Origin of the sequence: Ensifer sp. 2TAB8, from assembly GCF_052115125.1 — a bacterium.
In the GTDB taxonomy this organism is placed as follows: domain Bacteria; phylum Pseudomonadota; class Alphaproteobacteria; order Rhizobiales; family Rhizobiaceae; genus Ensifer.
Genome location: NZ_JBFRGB010000017.1, coordinates 110,440 through 128,598, shown reverse-complemented (window position 1 = coordinate 128,598; position 18,159 = coordinate 110,440). Strand labels below are relative to the sequence as shown.

The window sequence follows — 18,159 nt, the reverse complement described above, 5'->3', positions numbered from 1 at the left end:
GCCTCCGGTCCTTCTCTCCGGCGGCTGCTCCCTGAAGCGAACTTGAGGCGCGGGGCTTGCTTTTTGTCTTCGCCGCGCAAGTCTTTCGGTTCATTATTTGAACCTAAGCTTCAAATATAGACTTGCAAATTGCATCTGGCCCCGTCAAGTTATTTCGCATGTTAAGTATCTCGACCCAAAACGACCGGGAGAGCGGGCCTACCGCTCCCTAGGAGGGAACAGGCGAGAGGACTGACGGGGCGCTCGACGACGGAGGAATGGATGAGCACCATCGGTAAGGCCCTGACTTTGCTCGACGCGATCTCGCGCCTGGAGAAGGAAGCGGGCTTGAGCGACATCGCCCGCCACTGCGGACTCGACAAGGCGACGGCCCGGCGCTTTCTCGTCGAACTGGAAAAACACGGCTTCGTCGAACAGGACATGGAAACGCGGCGCTATCGGCTTGGCGGCGCCCCGGTGCGGCTGGCCCGCATCCGCGAGACGCGCTTTCCGTACTTGAGCGTCGCGACGCCGTTTGCGCGGGAACTCGCGGGCCTTGCGGGCGAGACCGTTCACCTCTCCGAATACTCAGCCGGCCGCCTGTCGACCATTCACGTCGAGGATTCACAGCGCGCCCATCGCGTCATCGTCGACGTCGGCAGCATCCTGCCTTTCCATGCGACGGCGTCCGGCCTCGGCTTTCTCGCCTTCTGCCCGCAGAAGGACATCGACGCGACCCTGTCGACGCCGCTTCAAGCCTTCACCGACCACACGCTGACCGACCCGGCGGCGCTGCGCCAGACACTCGGCGAGACGCTCCGGCGCGGCTACTCGATCTGCCATCACGGGCTCGAAACCGGCGTCGTCAGTGTCGCCGCCCCGATCCGAGCGCCCGGCAGCACGCCGGTTGGCGCGATCGCGATCGCCGCCCCCGCAACACGGGCCGACAAGGAGACGGTGGAACAGATGGGCCGTGCCGCAATGGCTGCCGCCCGACGCATTTCCGAAAGACTTTTCGGGTTGGAGCAGGTTGCTGCCGATCCGCTGGCAAGGAGGGCCGGCTGATGAATGCAATGAACCGTCTCCCCAATATCCTGGTCGTGGGTACGGGAGACACCAAATGCGACGAACTCCAGTTCATGGCGTCCGTCATCCGCGATGCCGGCGGATTGCCTGTGATGATGGATGTCAGCATTCTCGGGGACCCCCCCTACCAGCCCGAATATTCCCGCCACGACATCGCCGAAGCGGCGGGAGTCTCGATCGCGGCCATTGCATCTAGCGGTGACGAACACAGCGCCATGGCGCTGATGGCAGAAGGTGCTTCCGCCCTCACCCGCTCGCTCTATGAGGCCGGCCAGGCCGATGGCGTCATCATCCTCGGCGGCTCCATGGGCACCGATCTCGCGCTCGATGTTGCCGCTGCCCTGCCGCTCGGCGTGCCGAAATTCATCGTCTCGACGATTGCCTATTCGCACTTGCTTCCACCGGAGCGCATCGCCCCCGACCTGATGATGATCCTCTGGGCCGGCGGGCTCTACGGTCTCAATGGCATCTGCCGCTCGGTGCTTTCCCAGGCCTGCGGCGCCGTTGTCGGTGCCGCCCGTTTCGGTACAAAGCCGGATGGATCGCGGCCGCTGATCGGCATGACCTCGCTCGGCTCGAGCTGCCTCAAATACATGAAATACCTCAAGCCCGAACTCGAACGTCGCGGCTATGACGTCGCGGTCTTCCACTCGACCGGCATGGGCGGGCGCGCCTTCGAGGCCATTGCCGCGCAGAAGGGCTTCACCGCCGTCTTCGATTTCTGCATCCAGGAGGTCAGCAACCATCATCACGGTACGGTCGTCACGTCAGGGCCGGACCGGCTGGAAAATGCCGGACGCTCCGGCATCCCGCAGATCGTCGCGCCGGGGGCCGTCGACATGGTTGACCTCCCAGCTTGGCAACCGGTTCCCGAAGCCTTCGCTGACCGCCCTTACCATGCTCACAACCGGTTGCTCGGCTCAGTGACCACCTCGGCTGAAGGGCGGCGCGAGATCGCCCGCGTCATCGGCGGCAAACTTGCCGGCACCGGCGCCGAAGTCGCCTTCATCCTGCCACTTCGGGGCATCCAGGAATGGGACCAGCCGGACGAGCCGCTGCATGAGCCGGAAGCCCTCGACGCCTTCATCGACGAGATGCGCCGCCAGATCCCCTCAGGCGTCGCGCTGCATGAGGTCGACAGCCACATCAACGCGCTGGAATTTTCGAAGGTAGCGCTCGCCATTTTCGACGACTGGGTGGCGCGCGGCATCGTGCCCGAGGGCCGGCCATGACGAACGGCATGACCGATAAGGCATTGATCCTCGACTTCGGCGGCGTCGTCACCCGAACGCTGTTCGAGACCCACGATGTCACCGAACGCGCACTCGGCCTTGCGCCGGGCACGCTCACCTGGCGCGGCCCTTTCGATCCCGCAACCGATCCTCTTTGGGCCGCCATGCAGCGGCGCGAGATCACCGAACGGGACTATTGGACGACACGCACCCGCGAGGTGGGACAGTTGCTCGGCGAGGACTGGGCAGACATGAAGACCTTCGTGCAGCGGGCGCGTGGGGCGGAACCGGAACTGGTGCTGCGGCCCGAGGCACGCGACGCGATCCTGACCGCCCACAGGGCGGGCATTCGGCTCGCCATCCTCTCCAACGAACTCGACCTTTTCTACGGCGTCGCCTTCCGCGAGCGGTTCCCGCTGATCGAGCTTTTCGAGACGGTCGTCGACGCCACCTACACGAATATCCTAAAGCCCGATCCGCGCGCCTACGAACTGGTGCTGAGCCAGCTCAATCTGCCGCCCGAGGCCTGCGTCTTCGTGGATGACCAGTTGAAGAACATCGAGGGTGCGCGGGCCGTCGGCCTGCCTCACGTCCATTTCGACGTGACCCGTCCCGCTGAGAGCTATGCCAGAGCACTTCGGATGCTTGGCCTCGAACTGACAGGAGCATGACCATGCGCGAAACCAACTTCCTCATCGAGAACAACGCCCGCCATCTCTGGCACCCGATGGCGCATCCAGCCGAGATGCAGGCAACGCCGCCGCGCATCATCAACGCCGGCGAAGGTGTCGAGATCGTCGATATCCACGGCAAGAAGGTGCTCGACGCCGTCGGCGGTCTCTGGAACGTCAATCTCGGCTATTCGTGCGAACCGGTGAAGGAAGCGATCCGCCGCCAGCTCGACGAGCTGCCCTACTATTCGACCTTCCGCGGCACCACCAATTCGCCGCTGATCGAGCTTTCCTACGAGCTCACCGAATGGTTCCGCGAGGATGGCCTCACCCGGTCCTTCTTCACCTCGGGCGGTTCGGACTCGGTCGAGACCTGCCTCAGGCTTGCCCGCCAGTATCACAAGCTCAACGGCCAGCCGGAGCGCACCAAGTTCGTTGCGCTGAAGAAGGGCTATCACGGCACCCATTTCGGCGGCGCCTCAGTCAACGGCAACGCCAATTTCCGCCGCAACTACGAGCCACTGCTTCCGGGCGTCTTCCATCTGCCGGCGCCCTATACCTATCGCAACCCGTTCGACACGACCGATGGCGCCGTCATCGCAAAGGCAATCGCCCGGCTCTTCGAAGACGAGATCGCCTTCCAAGGCGCCGATACGATCGCTGCACTGATCATGGAACCGGTGCTCGGCGCCGGCGGCGTGATCGTGCCACACGAGACCTTCATGCCGCTGATGCGCGAGATCTGCGACCGACACGGCATCCTGCTCATCGCCGACGAGGTGATCACCGCCTTCGGCCGCACCGGCGCCTGGACGGGCTCGCGCCTCTTTGGCGTCAAGCCGGATTTCATGTCGACCGCCAAGGCAATCACCAACGGCTACTATCCCTTCGGCGCCGTGATGATCGCCGACAAGGTCGCGCAAGTGTTCGAAAACAACAAGACGGCCGCCGGATCGATCGGTCACGGCTACACCTATTCCGGGCATCCGGTCGGTGCGGCCGCAGCGCTCGCAACGCTGAAGGAGACGCGCAAACAGAACGTGGCTGCGAATGCCGGCGCGCGCGGCGAGGAGCTGATGGCCGGCCTCGAAGCACTCAAGGATCGGCACGCGCTGATCGGCGACGTGCGCGGCAAAGGTCTGATGTGCGCGCTCGAACTGGTCTCGGACCGCGACAAGAAGAGCGGTGCGGCGAAGGATGTGGTGCAGAAGGTCCAGGACGTGACCTATGACGCCGGCGTCATGGTGCGCACGTCAGGCGCCAATGTCATCCTGTCGCCGCCGCTGATCATCACGGCCAGCGATGTCACCCGTATCCTCTCGGCGCTGGACACCGGCCTAACCGCTGCAAGAGGATAACGAGATGGCCGACAACGCGGATCTGATCACGCGCCGCGAGCGGCTGCTCGGGCGCAACATGTCGCTGTTCTATGAGGAGCCGGTGCATCTGGTGCGCGGCGAAGGCGTGTGGCTCTATGACGCCGACGGCCGCCGCTATCTCGACTGCTACAACAATGTGCCGCATGTCGGCCATTGCCACCCGCGGGTGACAGAGGCGATCGCCCGACAGGCGTCGACCCTCAACACCCACACGCGCTATCTGCACGAAGGCATTCTCGACTATGTCGAACGGCTGACCGCCACCTTCGACAAAAGCCTCGACACGGCGATCCTCACCTGCACCGGCAGCGAGGCGAACGACGTGGCGCTGCGCATGGCCCAGGCGATGACCGGCAAAACCGGTGTGATCGCAACCGATCACACCTATCACGGCAACACCACGGCCGTGTCGCAGCTTTCGACCCGCATGCCGCCGGTCGGCGGCTTTGGCGGCCATGTGCGCCACGTGCCGGCGCCGGACAGCTACCGGCCGCTTGGGCACGAGCCGGGCGCCGCCTTTGCCGCGGCCTTCACCGCCAAGGTAGAAGAGGCGATCGCCTCGCTTGAGCAGAGCCCGCACGGCTTCTCGGCGCTGATCATCGATCCCTTCTTTGCCAATGAGGGCTTTCCGGAATTACCGTCAGGCTTTCTCGATGGCGCCGTTGCCGCCGTCAGAAAGGCCGGTGGCCTCATCATTGCCGACGAAGTCCAGCCGGGCTTCGGCCGCACAGGCGGCCATATGTGGGGACATCAGAAGGCAGGCATCGTCCCCGATATCGTCACGCTCGGAAAGCCGATGGGCAACGGTCATCCGATCGGTGGCGTGGTGGCGGGTGCCGACACGATCAACGCCTTCCGCAAGGCATTTCGCTATTTCAACACCTTCGGCGGCAACCCCGTATCCTGCGCCGCCGCCGTGGCCGTGCTGGACGTGATCGAAGACGAAAAGCTCATCGAGAACGCCGCCACCGTGGGCGCCTATGCCAAGTCGGGTCTAACGCGACTTGCCGACAAACATGGGGTGATCGGCAACATCAGGGGCAGCGGCCTGTTCTTCGGCGCAGAACTCGTCACCGATCGTGAAGCCAAAACGCCCGCAAGTGATCTCGCGACGAGGGTGATCAACGACATGCGGGAGCGCGGCGTACTGATGGGCAAGCTCGGCATCCACCAATGCACGACGAAAATCCGGCCGCCGATGCCCTTCACCCGTGACAATGCCGATCTCATGCTGTCGATGATCGACGACGTACTTTCGGGTCTGTGAGCCGACGATGGTCGCCGACCTTCCCAAACTCTTTCGTGATGCACTCGACGATCGGGCGCGTCAGGCGCTCGTCCATTGGGGTGTCGCCGATCAGCAGCCGGAGCTGCTGAAATACCGGGAAAACGCGGTGTTTCGCGTTCGGCTCGCGGATGGCCGCCCGGCAGCCCTTCGGCTGCACCGCGCCGGCTATCACGGCGAAACGGCCCTTCGCTCGGAATTGCAATGGATGGCAGCACTCGGCGACGGCGGGCTCTCGGTGCCGCGGCCGATCGCAGCAATGAACTGGAACCTGCTGGTTGCCCTGCCGGCAGAAGGAGCGTTTGCAGCACAGCACGCCGACGTCATCGGCTGGATGGAAGGCGCACCACTGGGGGAGAGTGGGAAACCGCTAGCCCAGGCGCCCGAAAGGCTCGCCCAGATCTTTTCGACACTCGGCGCCTCCATGGCCGAGATGCACACGCTCGCGGACCGCTGGGTAGCGCCGCACGGTTTCATCAGGCCGGCTTGGCATGCTGACGGCCTGCTCGGCGAGAAACCCTTGTGGGGCCGGTTCTGGGACTGCAAGGGCCTGTCTTCGGCCCAGATCGCCGCGCTTTCAGTCTTGCGGAACGATCTCGCGCAGCAGCTTGCAAAGCTTCCGACTCCGGCTAAAGACTTCGGTCTCATTCACGCGGACCTGGTCCGGGAAAACGTGCTCGTCACTGAAAAAGGCGTGACCTTCATCGATTTCGACGATGCTTGTTACGGCTTTCGCCTGTTCGATATCGCCACGGCGCTTCTGAAGAACCGGCACGAGCCGGCCTATGTCACGATTGAGGCCGCCCTCATCGTTGGCTATCGCAGCCGGCGCAACCTCACGGATGAGGCGCTCTCCTGCCTGCCGCAGTTTCTCGTGCTTCGCAGCCTCACCTATATCGGCTGGTTCGCCGCGCGGCCGGAGCTGCCGGGCGCGCGCGAACGCGTCCTGCGCTACGCCGACGAGACGCTTGCGCTTGCCGAAGAATTGGGCTTCAGATGATGGGGGCGCTGTCGCAGAACTCAGTCGTTGAGGCTGGCGAGTTCGTCGAGCATATCGAGCAGGACTTCAACGCGGTCGTGGCCGTAGCGCGCTTCGAGCTCCTCGTAGATCGCCCGGCTTTCCGGGCTGACATCGGCGATCACCCGCATGCCCTCCGGCGCGATCTCGAGCAGAACGCGCCTGCCGTCATCGGCGTCCTTGTGCTTGGTGATCAGGCCGCGCTCCTCGAGCGAGCGGATGATGCGCGTCAGGCTCGGCGCCAGGATGAAGGCCTTGTCGGCCATCTCGGACGCATCGACCCGGCCGGCTTCGGCGAGGATGCGGATCACCCGCCACTGCTGTTCGGTAATGTCATGGCGGGCGAGCATCGGGCGGAAATGCGCCATGACCGCTTCACGCGCCCGCAGCAGCGCGATCGGCAGCGATCGGCGCGTATTGTGCGGCAAAAGGGCGTCGGGACCGAGATCGGTCTTGGTTTTCTCACGGCTCATGGGCGTTCTATCCGACATTTTCTTTCGTTCCGCAATCGGCAGGCAGGGACGGAGACGGCGCGCTGCTTGACACCGTCATCAATTTCGTTAACGTGTTAAGTATATGAGAGCGCATCGGGAGGAAAGATGCCGCATCTAACAATCGAATATTCGGGCAACCTCGACACCAAGGTCGACTTTGCCCGCCTCTGCCGGACCGTGCACAAGACGATCCTCGGCACCGGCCTTTTCGAGCTCGGCGCCGTCAGGGTGCGCACGATCCGCAACCAGGACTATGCGATCGCCGACCTGATGCCCGAGAATGGCTTCATCGACATGTCCTTCCGCATCGGACGTGGCCGCACGGAAGCTGAAAAGAAGGCGACCGGCGAGGCGATTTTCGAGGCCGTCAGCGATGAACTTTCCGAGCTCTTCGCCACACCGCATTTCGCCCTGAGCCTCGAAATCCGTGAGATTGATCCGGAGCTGAGCTGGAAGAAAAACGCCATTCACCCCCGGCTGCGCGCCTCCAAAGGCTGAGCGCGGTCCTCCCACAAAAAAGGCAGCAGTGCGCGGCGACAGTCTGCGCCAGGATTGGAGAACACTATGTCCAAGCTCGACGAAAACCTCGCCAAGGCGGAACGCTACCTTGCCCGCTTCAAAAGCGAAGGCGTACTCAACCACATCAACGGCGAGGCGGTCCCTTCGCTCGATGGCGAGACCTTCGAGACGATCTCCCCAATCGACCTGAAGCCGCTGGCGAAGATCGCGCGTGGCAAGGCGGCAGATATCGACCGCGCCGCCAAGGCCGCGAAGGCGGCATCTGCTGAATGGGCCGCAATGCCCGGCGAGACGCGCAAGAAACTCCTGCACAAAATCGCCGACGCGATCGTCGCGCGCGCCGAGGAGATCGCTTTCGTCGAGTGCATGGACACTGGGCAATCGCTGAAGTTCATGGCCAAGGCGGCGCTGCGCGGTGCCGAAAACTTCCGCTTCTTTGCCGACCGGGCGCCGGAGGCGCGCGACGGCAAGGTGCTGCGCGGCGAAAACCAGATCAACATGACGACTCGGGTGCCGATCGGCCCGGTCGGCATCATCACCCCGTGGAACACGCCCTTCATGCTGTCGACCTGGAAGATCGCCCCGGCGCTCGCCGCCGGCTGCACGGTCGTGCACAAGCCAGCGGAATTCTCACCGCTGACCGCGCGGCTGCTGGTGGAGATCGCCGAGGAAGCCGGCCTGCCGAAGGGTGTGTGGAACCTCGTCAACGGCTTCGGCGAGGATGCCGGCCGGGCACTCACCGAACACCCGGACATCAAGGCGATCGGCTTTGTCGGCGAAAGCCGCACCGGCTCGATGATCATGAAGCAGGGCGCCGACACGCTCAAACGCGTCCACTTCGAGCTTGGCGGCAAGAACCCTGTCATCGTCTTTGCCGACGCCGATCTCGAACGCGCCGCCGACGCCGCCGTCTTCATGATCTATTCGCTGAACGGCGAGCGCTGCACATCCTCCTCGCGTATGCTGGTCGAAGACAGCATCTACGACCGGTTCACGGCACTGGTTGCCGAGAAGGCGAAGCGCATCAAGGTCGGCCATCCGCTCGACCCCGAAACCGTCGTAGGGCCGCTCATTCACCCCGTGCATGAGAAGAAGGTGCTCGATTACATCCGCATCGGCCGCGAGGAAGGTGCGACCGTGGCCGCCGGCGGCGAGAAATTCGACGGTCCGGGCGGCGGATGCTACGTGACACCGACGCTCTTTACTGGCGCCAACAACGGCATGCGCATCGCCCAGGAAGAAATCTTCGGGCCGGTGCTGACCGCCATCCCGTTTGCGGACGAGGCTGAAGCCTTGGCGCTTGCCAACGACACACAATACGGCCTGACCGGCTATCTCTGGACCTCGGACGTGACCCGCGCCTTCCGCTTCACCGATCATCTGGAAGCCGGGATGATCTGGGTAAATTCGGAGAATGTGCGCCACCTGCCGACACCCTTCGGCGGCGTCAAGAGTTCGGGCATCGGCCGCGACGGCGGCGACTGGTCGTTCGATTTTTACATGGAAACCAAGAACATCGCCTTTGCCAGCTCGGCGCATGCGATCGCCAAGCTCGGCGGCTGAGCGCGCTGGCAGACATCTGGAGGAGACATCAATGCCCTTGCCGAAACCGAACCTTCACCCGCTCTTCAACATCGTGCGGCTGAGCCACGTCGAGCTCGCCGTCACCGATCTCGCCAAATCCCGCGCCTTCTATGTCGACGTGCTTGGCCTGCAGGTTACCGACGAGACGGCGGACACCATCTATCTGCGAGCGATGGAGGAGCGCGGCCACCATTGCATCATCCTGAAGAAGGCGGCGACGGCAGAGGCGCGCGACCTCGGCTTCAAGGTCTATGGCGACGAGGACCTCGACAAGGCGGCCCACTTCTTTAAAACCAAGGGCCTGCCGGTCGAATGGATCGACCGTCCCTATCAGTCGCGCACCTTCCGGACCCGCGACCCGCAGGGCATCCCGCTCGAATTCTATTCGAAGATGGACCGCCTGCCGCCGATCCACCAGAAATACGCGCTCTATCGCGGCGTGAAGCCGCTGCGCATCGATCACTTCAACTGCTTCTCGCCCAATGTCGATCAGGCGGTCGCCTTCTACAACGAGATCGGTTTCCGCGTGACGGAATATACCGCCGACGAGGAGACAGGGCGTCTCTGGGCCGCCTGGACCCACCGCAAGGGCGGCGTGCACGACATCGCCTTTACCAACGGCCGCGGGCCGCGCCTGCACCACACCGCCTTCTGGGTGCCGACGCCACTCAACATCATCGACCTGCTCGACCTGATGTCGACCTCCGGCTGGCTTGCCAACATCGAGCGCGGCCCGGGCCGGCACGGCATCTCCAACGCCTTCTTCCTCTATGTCCGCGACCCGGACGGCCACCGCATCGAGATCTATTGCTCCGACTACCAGACCGTCGATCCCGATCTCGAACCGATCAAATGGGACCTGAAGGATCCGCAGCGCCAGACGCTTTGGGGCGCGCCCGCACCAAAATCCTGGTTCGAGGAAGGCAGTTCCTTCTCGGGTGCCGAGGCGAGGGACTCGATCCTCAAGGCGCAACCGATCGTCGCGCCGTGACGTTTGGCAACAGGGCACAAATCTAAGGCTGACGGAGGATCAGGGTGGATCAGAAGAGTTTCGGAGAATGGTCGCTGAAGGCGGCGAAATGGGGTGCCGACTATCGCGCGTCGCTGCGCGACCGCCCGGTGCGGGCACAGACGGCGCCGGGCGCCATTGCCGCCCAGATCCCGGCACAGCCGCCACGGACCGGCGAGGACATGGAAGCAATTTTCGAGGATTTCGAAAAGATCATCCTGCCCGGCATGACCCATTGGCAGCATCCGCGTTTCTTCGCCTATTTTCCAGCCAACGCCGCCCCGGTTTCCGTCGTTGCCGAATATCTCGTCACCGCCATGGCCGCACAGTGCATGCTCTGGCAGACCTCACCGGCGGCGACCGAACTTGAGACAAAAGTGATCGACTGGCTACGCCAGGCGATCGGGCTGCCCGAAGGCTTCTCCGGCGTGATCCAAGATTCCGCCTCCTCGGCGACGCTTTCGGCCGTGCTTGTCATGCGCGAAAAGGCACTTGGGTGGCAAGGCAACAAGAAAGGCCTCGCCGGCCAGCCGCAGCTTCGCATTTACTCTTCCGACCAGGTTCACACCTCGATCGACCGGGCGATCTGGGTCTCGGGCGTCGGCGAGGAAAACCTCGTGCGCATCCCGGCGAAGGGACCGCGACGCGCGATGGACTGCCAAGCACTCGAAGCGGCGATCCTTAAGGACAAGGCGGCGGGCCTCATGCCGGCCGGCGTCATCGCCTGCACCGGCGGCACCAGCACTGGCGCCTGCGACGACATCGCCGAGGTCGTGCGGGTCGCCCATACGCACGGTCTCTATGTCCATGTCGATGCTGCCTGGGCCGGTGCCGCGATGATCTGCGAGGAGTTTCGCGAGCTCTGGGCGGGCGTCGAGCAGGCGGATTCGATCGTCTTCAATCCGCACAAGTGGCTGGGCGCACAGTTCGACTGCTCGGCGCATTTCATCCGCAGCCCGGATGATCTGGTGAAGACGCTGGCGATCCAGCCGGAATACCTGAAGACCCACGGCCGCGACGGCATCATCAACTATTCCGAATGGACGATCCCGCTCGGCCGGCGTTTCCGCGCGCTGAAACTCTGGTTCCTACTGCGCTTCCACGGCCTCGAAGGACTGCAGACGATGATCCGAAACCATGTGCGCTGGTCGGAGCAACTGGCGCAACGGCTGAGCAGCCACAAGGATTTCGAGATCGTCACGCCGCCGATGCTGTCGCTGTTTTCGTTCCGTCATCGCAGCCTGGGCGATGCGGACGCCCATAACATCGCGCTGGTCAACGCGATCAATGACGACGGCCGTATCTACCTGACCCAGACCCGCGTCGACGGCCACGTCGCAATCCGCTTCCAGGCCGGCCAGTTCGACATGACGGAGGAAGATGCCGACACCGCCTTCAAGGTAATCACCGAAGTCGCCGCCGCGCTGAACAAACACCGGCAGAACACGGAGGCCGCACTATGAACCATCCCCGTTTCGCAACCTTTTCGGCCGGCGGAAGAACCGGCTACGGTCTCGTTTCTGGCGATGGGATCATCGACCTTTCGAAGCGGCACGGAACGACGTGGCCGACGTTGCGTGAAGTGATCGAAGCCAGCGCCCTTGCCCGGCTTGCCGATGAAGCAGCGGGGCTGACGGCCGAGCTTTCGCTCGACGAGATCCGCTACGAGATCCCGGTGCCGGCGCCGGAAAAGATCATCTGCGTCGGCGTCAACTTCCCCGACCGCAACGAAGAATACAAGGACGGCCAGGCGGCACCTTCCAATCCTTCGCTTTTCATCCGTTTTCCGCGCTCCTTCACCGGGCACGGCCAGCCGCTGATCCGCCCCCCTGAAAGCCCTCAGCTCGATTATGAAGGCGAGATCGTCATCGTCATCGGGAAGGGCGGCCGACGCATTCCCGAGGTGAGCGCACTCGACCATATCGCTGCACTGTCGCTGTCAAACGAAGGCACGATCCGCGACTGGGTGCGCCACGCCAAGTTCAACGTCACCCAGGGCAAGAACTTCGACCGCACCGGCTCGATCGGCCCCTGGCTGGTGCCTTTCACTGACGAAGCCCAACTCGCCGATATCAAACTTGAAACCCGGGTGAACGGCGAGGTGCGCCAGCAGGACCGTACCAGCCGGATGATCTTCTCCTTCCGCAAGATCATCAACTATGTCTCGACCTTCACGACGCTGGTTCCCGGCGACGTGATCCTCACCGGCACGCCGACCGGCGCCGGCGCCCGCTTCGATCCGCCGATCTGGCTGAAGCCGGGCGATGTCGTCGAGGTCGCAGCCGAAGGCATCGGCACGCTCATCAACCCTGTCGCCGACGAGGCCTGAACCATGCTCGACAAGATCCAGATCGAGGCGGCCGCGACGGCACTCGATACCGCCGAACGCGAACGCGTCCAGACCGGACTGCTGTCGCTCCAGCGCCCTGAAATGACCATGGACGACGCCTATGCGGTGCAGGCCGCCTGGGTGAAGAAGAAGATCGCCGCCGGACGCCGGGTAATCGGCTGGAAGATCGGCCTCACCTCCAAGGCGATGCAATATGCGCTGAACATCGACATTCCCGATTCCGGTGTACTCTTCGACGATATGCTGTTCGAGGACGGCGCGCGCATTCCGGGCAGCCGCTTCATTCAGCCACGCATCGAGGCCGAGATCGCCTTCGTGATGAAGGCGCCGCTTGCCGGCCCCAACGTCACCGTCTTCGACGTGTTGAATGCCACCGACTATGTGACGCCGGCGCTCGAAATCCTCGATACCCGCATCCTGCGGGTCGATCCTGAAACGAAGCAGGCGCGCACGATCGTCGATACCATCTCCGACAACGCCGCCAATGCCGGCATCGTGCTTGGCGGAAGGCAGATGCGGCCCGATGCGATCGACATGCGCTGGATGGGCGCCATCGTCTCACGCAATGCCGAAGTGGAAGAGACCGGGCTCGGCGCCGGCGTGCTCAACCACCCGGCCCGCGGCATTGCCTGGCTTGCCAATCGTCTCTCCCTTTACGGAGACCGTATCAACGCAGGACAGATCGTGCTGGCCGGCTCCTTCATCCGCCCGGTCGAGGCTCGTCACGGCGACACCATCGTCGCCGATTTCGGACCATCCGGCACTGTCAGCTGCTTCTTCGAATAGGACCGACCATGCCCGCTCCGCGCAATCCGTTCAAACAGTCCCTTGCCGAGAAGCGTCCGCAGATCGGCCTCTGGCTGGCGCTTGCCAATCCCTATACGGCCGAGGTCTGCGGCGGCGCCGGCTTCGACTGGCTGCTGCTTGACGCCGAACATGCGCCCAACGACGTGCCGCTTCTGGCAGCGCAACTCCAGGCACTTTCGGCCTCGCCAAGCCATGCCATCGTCCGCCCGCCGATCGGCGAGACCTGGATGATCAAGCAGATCCTCGATATCGGCGCGCAGACGCTTCTGGTGCCGATGGTTGAAAGCGCCGAACAGGCCCGCGCCCTGGTGCGCGCCGTGCACTACCCGCCCCATGGCGTGCGCGGCGTCGGCGCCGCCCTTGCCCGGGCATCCGCGTTCAATCGCATTCCTGACTATCTGCAGACCGCCAATGACGAAGTCTGCCTGCTGGTGCAGATCGAAAGCCGCGCCGGGCTTGCCGCGCTCGACGAGATCGCCACGACCGACGGCGTCGATGGCGTGTTCATCGGCCCCGCCGATCTCGCCGCCGATATGGGTTTCCTCGGCAAACCCAGCGCACCGGAGGTGCAGCAAACAGTTGAAGCGGCGCTCGTTCGCATCCAATCGCACGGCAAGGCGGCCGGCATCCTGACCTCGGATCAAGCCCTTGCCCGCCGCTACCTCGAACTCGGGGCGACCTTCGTCGCCGTCGGCAACGACGTCAGTCTGCTGGTCGGCGCAACCTCGAAGCTGGCCGCGGAGTTCAAGGGTACCAGGGGCGAGACCGAGACGACGCCCGGCAAAACCTACTGACCGGCATCGTCTGCGCCGCGATCCAAGGGGCCAGTCAAGTCGGTCGTCCGCATGCGTTGGGCGGTCACAGTCTTTCCCTTGACTCGGTCTGGGGGTATAGCGGTCTGACGCCCACCTTCATTGGATCCCGCTCATGACCGATACCGTTCTCGACCGTTTCCTCCGTTATGTCGTCATCGACACCCAGTCCGACGCCAAGTCGAAGACGCAGCCTTCCACGGAAAAGCAGAAGAACCTCGGGCGGGTGCTCGTCGAGGAATTGCTGGCGATCGGCCTTGCCGACGCCCATCTCGATGAAAACGGCTATGTCTACGCCACCGTTCCTTCGAACGTGGACAAGCCGGTGCCGGTAATCTGCTGGTGCTCGCACATGGACACGGCACCGGATTTCACCGGTACGAACGTCAAGCCGCAGATCGTCCGCAACTATCAGGGCGGAGATATCAAGCTCACAGGCGATCCGCAGCAGGTGATCCGAGTCGCCGACCATCCTGTCCTCAACGACCAGATCGGCAATGACATCGTTACCACCGACGGCACGACGCTGCTCGGCGCCGACGACAAGGCCGGGCTTGCGGAGATCGTCACAGCCGCGCAGGTCCTCATCGACAACCCCGATATCAAGCACGGCACGATCAAGCTGCTCTTCACGACAGATGAGGAGATCGGCCGCGGTGTCGACAAGGTCGACTTGAAGAAGCTCGGTGCCGAGTTCTGCTATACGGTCGACGGCGAAACCGCCGGCCATATCGAGGATGAGACCTTCTCTGCCGATGGCGTCGAGATCGTCATTCATGGCGTGGCGATCCATCCGGGCTTTGCCAAGGACAAGATGGAAAACGCCATCAAGATCGCCGGCAATATCATTAGCCGGCTGCCACGCGAGGTTTCGCCCGAGGGCACCGAGGGTCGCGACGGCTTCGTGCATCCAACCGGCGTGACCGGCTCGATGGACAAGGCGCAGCTCGGCCTCATCGTACGCGATTTCGACGAGGCGGGCTTGGCCTCGAAGGAAGCGATGCTCGAAGGCATCGTCAAGGACGTCATGACGGCTTATCCGGGCTCGACCTACAGCTTCGAGGTCAAGCAGCAGTATCGCAATATGAAGGCCATCCTCGACCGTCACCCGGAGATCGTCGAGCATGCCATCGAGGCGATCCGCCGCGCCGGCATGCAGCCAGTGCGCGGCAGCATCCGCGGCGGCACCGACGGTTCGCGGCTCTCCTTCATGGGCCTGCCCTCTGCCAACCTTTTCGCCGGTGGCCACGCCTTCCACTCGCCGCTCGAATGGGTCAGCCACCAGGACATGGAGCGGAGCGTGAAGACGTTGGTCGAACTGGCGAAGATCTGGGCGGAGCGCGCCTGAGACAACTCCAGAAAACGGACAGCTCGGGCGCAGTAGACAGCCGCCCTCTTCTCCAAGGAGACGACAGATAGCCACGAGGCGAGCGAGGTTCAGGCGATGAGGACGGCGCGAGGCTCCAAGCGTGCATCGGCAAAGCCCGCTTCGCTCGCGACCAACCCGCCGACCTTCGAGCACATCGTCACCGGCGTCAACGAGACCTTCCTCTGGCGTCTCGATAACTACCCTTGGGAGCGCAATGTCTGGAACTTCCATCCGGAGATCGAGATTCATCTCATCCGGAACGCATCAGGCCTCGCCTTCGTCGGCGATCATATCGGCCAGTTCGGTCCGGGATATCTGACCGTCATCGGCAGCAACCTGCCGCATGACTGGGTGACGGTCACGGAACCCGGCGAAGTGATCGAAGGACGCGATATCGTCATCCAGTTTCACCCGGACCGGATGCGCGAAATCACCGACACACTGCCTGAATTCGCAGAGCTCGAAGCGTTTTTCACCCGAGCCGAACGCGGCCTGGTGTTTCATGGTGAAGCCTGCACCAAGGGCGCGGATCTGATCGAACGCATGGGCAGCCTGAAAGGGCTTTCGCGCCTCACGCTGTTCATCCAGTTGCTCGATCTTCTGGTCAACACCGAGGAATACGAGCTGCTTTCCTCGCCGGAGTTCGCGCCGGAACTCGACCAGCAGTCGCTCGACGTGCTGCGCGGCGCACTGGCCTTCATCTACGAGAACATTGCCACGGAAATCCACCTTGTCGACCTCGCCAGGCGTACCGGCATGAGCGAGACTGCGTTTTCCCGTTTCTTCAAGAAGAACACCGGCAACACCTTTACCGACCACGTCAACAAGCTGCGCATCTGGCAGGCCTGCAAGCTGCTCGCCGAAACCGACATGCCGATCACCGATATCTGCTTTGAGGTCGGCTACCTCAACATCTCCAATTTCAATCGCACCTTCCTGCGCCAGCACAAGATGACGCCGTCGGCCTATCGGCGCTTGACTGGACAGCGCCGAACGTCCCGCTCCTAGGCACGCCTCACTCGACCCAAACGATGAATCCTTGCGTTTGCTGCGCTGCAAACGACTGGCATGCGGAGATATTTCGCAAGAAAGTACAGAATAGCCGCATCGCGCACGCTAGTTCGGTGCGCCACAGAGCCTATCATCGGCCCCAGCGAAACGGTTCGCTATGAGGAAAACGCACCGGATCTGAGGAGTATCCGGCGCGCATCGCAGACCTGGGGAGGTCTTTTCAAAATGACAAAAGCCAAGACGCTCGTTTCGAGCATCGCCTTCGCATGCCTTTTTTCCACCGGCCTGACGACGCTTGCGGTCGCTGCCGAATGCTCGGGCACGATCAAGGTGCTCGCCCAGCCGCGCGACGGGCTGACGCTTCTCGAAGACTACAAGTCCGAATTCGAGAAGCTATCCGGTGGCGCATCCTTCGAGATCGACTATCTCAATGAAAACGACCGGCGCGCCAAGACCAAGGCCGACGCCTCGACCATCGGCAAGTACAACGTCTATTACATCGACGAAGCCAATGTGGCGCTGTTTGCATCCGCCGGCTGGGTCGCGCCGCTGATGGATTATTATCCCGCGGACTACGACTATGCCGATTTCGATCCCGGCCGGCAGAAGGTTGCGACCTATGACGGCAAGGTCTGGTTTGCGCCGATCACCGGCGGCGGCGACCTGATGGTCTACCGCAAGGACCTGCTGGAAGCGGCTGGCATCACGCCGCCGAAGACGCTCGACGAATACATTGCTGCGGTGAAGAAGCTCAACCGGCCCGACCAGGGCATCTACGGCACGGCGCTGCGCGGCCAGCGTGGTTCCGGCGCCAATGTCTGGCGCTGGATGCCCTTCTTCAAGGGGTTCGGCGGCAACTGGTTCGACGGCAAGACGCCCGTCTTCGACGGCGAACAGGCGGTCAAGGCGACCGAAACCTATCTCGAACTCTTCAAGTACTCGGCACCGGGCAGCCAGACTGGCGGTTGGGACGAGGCGGTCGGTGCTTTTACCTCCGGCCAGGTGGCGATGCTGATCGAATCCACCCCGCTCGTCGGCATGGCGATCGATCCTAAGTCGTCCAAGGTCGCAGGCAAGGTCGGCTACCTGCCGCCGCCGGCACCGCTGACGGGCGGTGGTTACGGCCATGGTCTCGCGATCGGCATGAAGGCCAACAAGGATGAAGCCTCCAAGGCCTGCGCCGGTCTGTTCATCGCCTGGGCGACCTCGAAGGAGAACGAGGCACGGCGGCTTGAAGCGAACCAGTTCAGCGAGCTCAACCGTACCAGCATCATGACCAGCCCGAAATTTGCGGAACTCTATGGTCCCGATCTCGGCCAGGCGCTCGCCGATACCGGCAAGGTCACCGCCGTCAACTTCTGGCAGAACCCGCAATGGCCTGATCTTGGCGACCGCTGGGGCATCATCCTCGAAGAGCTGATCACAGGCACGCGCACCGACATCAAGGAAGGCCTCGACGAACTCGACGGCTTCGCCAAGGACCTGGTTGCCCGCAGCCAGTGAGCCGCTTCCTCCCAAGGGGCCATCGGTCGGCAACGCCGCCGGTGGCCCGCA

At 63.3% G+C, this 18,159-nt stretch carries 17 protein-coding genes; 16 read left to right on the top strand and 1 reads right to left on the bottom strand.

All coding sequences use genetic code 11. From position 1 onward, the window contains the following. Positions 1-261 precede the first annotated feature (261 nt). Genes AB4Z53_RS24835 through AB4Z53_RS24810 form a run of 6 tightly spaced genes read left to right on the top strand, consistent with a single transcriptional unit; the run spans position 262 to position 6,632 of the window. Positions 262-1,044: an IclR family transcriptional regulator gene (locus AB4Z53_RS24835; RefSeq protein ID WP_441598174.1), complete on the top strand. Its 783-nt coding sequence runs from the start codon at positions 262-264 to the stop codon at positions 1,042-1,044. After that, on the top strand, positions 1,044-2,297 hold the full coding sequence (locus tag AB4Z53_RS24830) for a Tm-1-like ATP-binding domain-containing protein (protein ID WP_441598173.1): 1,254 nt from the start codon (positions 1,044-1,046) through the stop codon (positions 2,295-2,297). The genes AB4Z53_RS24835 and AB4Z53_RS24830 overlap by 1 nt, the downstream gene beginning before the upstream one ends. Before the next feature lie 8 nt (positions 2,298-2,305). Continuing rightward, positions 2,306-2,968 (top strand): HAD-IA family hydrolase, encoded by a 663-nt coding sequence (locus AB4Z53_RS24825; RefSeq protein WP_113539567.1) that lies wholly within the window; start codon positions 2,306-2,308, stop codon positions 2,966-2,968. 2 nt (positions 2,969-2,970) lie between these two features. After that, complete coding sequence (locus AB4Z53_RS24820) at positions 2,971-4,326, top strand: aspartate aminotransferase family protein (protein WP_441598171.1); 1,356 nt, start codon at positions 2,971-2,973, stop codon at positions 4,324-4,326. Between the two features lie 4 nt (positions 4,327-4,330). Next, positions 4,331-5,614 carry an aspartate aminotransferase family protein gene (locus AB4Z53_RS24815; RefSeq protein ID WP_441598169.1) on the top strand — a complete coding sequence of 428 codons (1,284 nt, stop codon included), beginning with the start codon at positions 4,331-4,333 and terminating at the stop codon, positions 5,612-5,614. A gap of 7 nt (positions 5,615-5,621) precedes the next feature. Beyond that, positions 5,622-6,632 carry a phosphotransferase gene (locus AB4Z53_RS24810; RefSeq protein ID WP_441598167.1) on the top strand — a complete coding sequence of 337 codons (1,011 nt, stop codon included), beginning with the start codon at positions 5,622-5,624 and terminating at the stop codon, positions 6,630-6,632. 20 nt (positions 6,633-6,652) lie between these two features. On the opposite strand, the gene hpaR is transcribed toward AB4Z53_RS24810, so the two are convergent. After that, positions 6,653-7,141 (bottom strand): homoprotocatechuate degradation operon regulator HpaR, encoded by a 489-nt coding sequence (gene hpaR, locus AB4Z53_RS24805; protein WP_113539482.1) that lies wholly within the window; start codon positions 7,139-7,141, stop codon positions 6,653-6,655. A 108-nt stretch (positions 7,142-7,249) separates the two neighbouring features. Between hpaR and AB4Z53_RS24800 the strand changes: the two genes are divergently transcribed. From AB4Z53_RS24800 to AB4Z53_RS24755, 10 genes are all read left to right on the top strand, one after another. Beyond that, on the top strand, positions 7,250-7,642 hold the full coding sequence (locus AB4Z53_RS24800; protein WP_441598165.1) for a 5-carboxymethyl-2-hydroxymuconate Delta-isomerase: 393 nt from the start codon (positions 7,250-7,252) through the stop codon (positions 7,640-7,642). Positions 7,643-7,708: 66 nt separating this feature from the next. Further along, positions 7,709-9,226 carry a 5-carboxymethyl-2-hydroxymuconate semialdehyde dehydrogenase gene (gene hpaE, locus AB4Z53_RS24795; protein WP_441598164.1) on the top strand — a complete coding sequence of 506 codons (1,518 nt, stop codon included), beginning with the start codon at positions 7,709-7,711 and terminating at the stop codon, positions 9,224-9,226. 31 nt (positions 9,227-9,257) lie between these two features. Continuing rightward, entirely contained in the window at positions 9,258-10,238 is a 981-nt protein-coding gene (gene hpaD, locus AB4Z53_RS24790) for a 3,4-dihydroxyphenylacetate 2,3-dioxygenase (protein WP_441598162.1), read from the top strand. 44 nt (positions 10,239-10,282) lie between these two features. Further along, on the top strand, positions 10,283-11,719 hold the full coding sequence (locus tag AB4Z53_RS24785; protein WP_441598160.1) for a pyridoxal phosphate-dependent decarboxylase family protein: 1,437 nt from the start codon (positions 10,283-10,285) through the stop codon (positions 11,717-11,719). Further along, positions 11,716-12,585, top strand: coding sequence for a fumarylacetoacetate hydrolase family protein (locus AB4Z53_RS24780; protein WP_113539487.1), 870 nt, complete (start codon positions 11,716-11,718; stop codon positions 12,583-12,585). The genes AB4Z53_RS24785 and AB4Z53_RS24780 overlap by 4 nt, the downstream gene beginning before the upstream one ends. 3 nt (positions 12,586-12,588) lie before the next feature. Beyond that, complete coding sequence (gene hpaH / locus AB4Z53_RS24775) at positions 12,589-13,392, top strand: 2-oxo-hept-4-ene-1,7-dioate hydratase (protein ID WP_441598158.1); 804 nt, start codon at positions 12,589-12,591, stop codon at positions 13,390-13,392. An 8-nt stretch (positions 13,393-13,400) separates the two neighbouring features. Continuing rightward, entirely contained in the window at positions 13,401-14,207 is an 807-nt protein-coding gene (hpaI, locus tag AB4Z53_RS24770; protein WP_441598154.1) for a 4-hydroxy-2-oxoheptanedioate aldolase, read from the top strand. 133 nt (positions 14,208-14,340) lie between these two features. Then, positions 14,341-15,573 (top strand): peptidase T, encoded by a 1,233-nt coding sequence (gene pepT, locus AB4Z53_RS24765; protein WP_441598152.1) that lies wholly within the window; start codon positions 14,341-14,343, stop codon positions 15,571-15,573. Positions 15,574-15,669: 96 nt separating this feature from the next. Then, on the top strand, positions 15,670-16,602 hold the full coding sequence (locus AB4Z53_RS24760; protein ID WP_441598150.1) for an AraC family transcriptional regulator: 933 nt from the start codon (positions 15,670-15,672) through the stop codon (positions 16,600-16,602). Positions 16,603-16,830: 228 nt separating this feature from the next. Beyond that, positions 16,831-18,108 (top strand): ABC transporter substrate-binding protein, encoded by a 1,278-nt coding sequence (locus tag AB4Z53_RS24755; protein WP_441598148.1) that lies wholly within the window; start codon positions 16,831-16,833, stop codon positions 18,106-18,108. Positions 18,109-18,159: the final 51 nt, after the last annotated feature.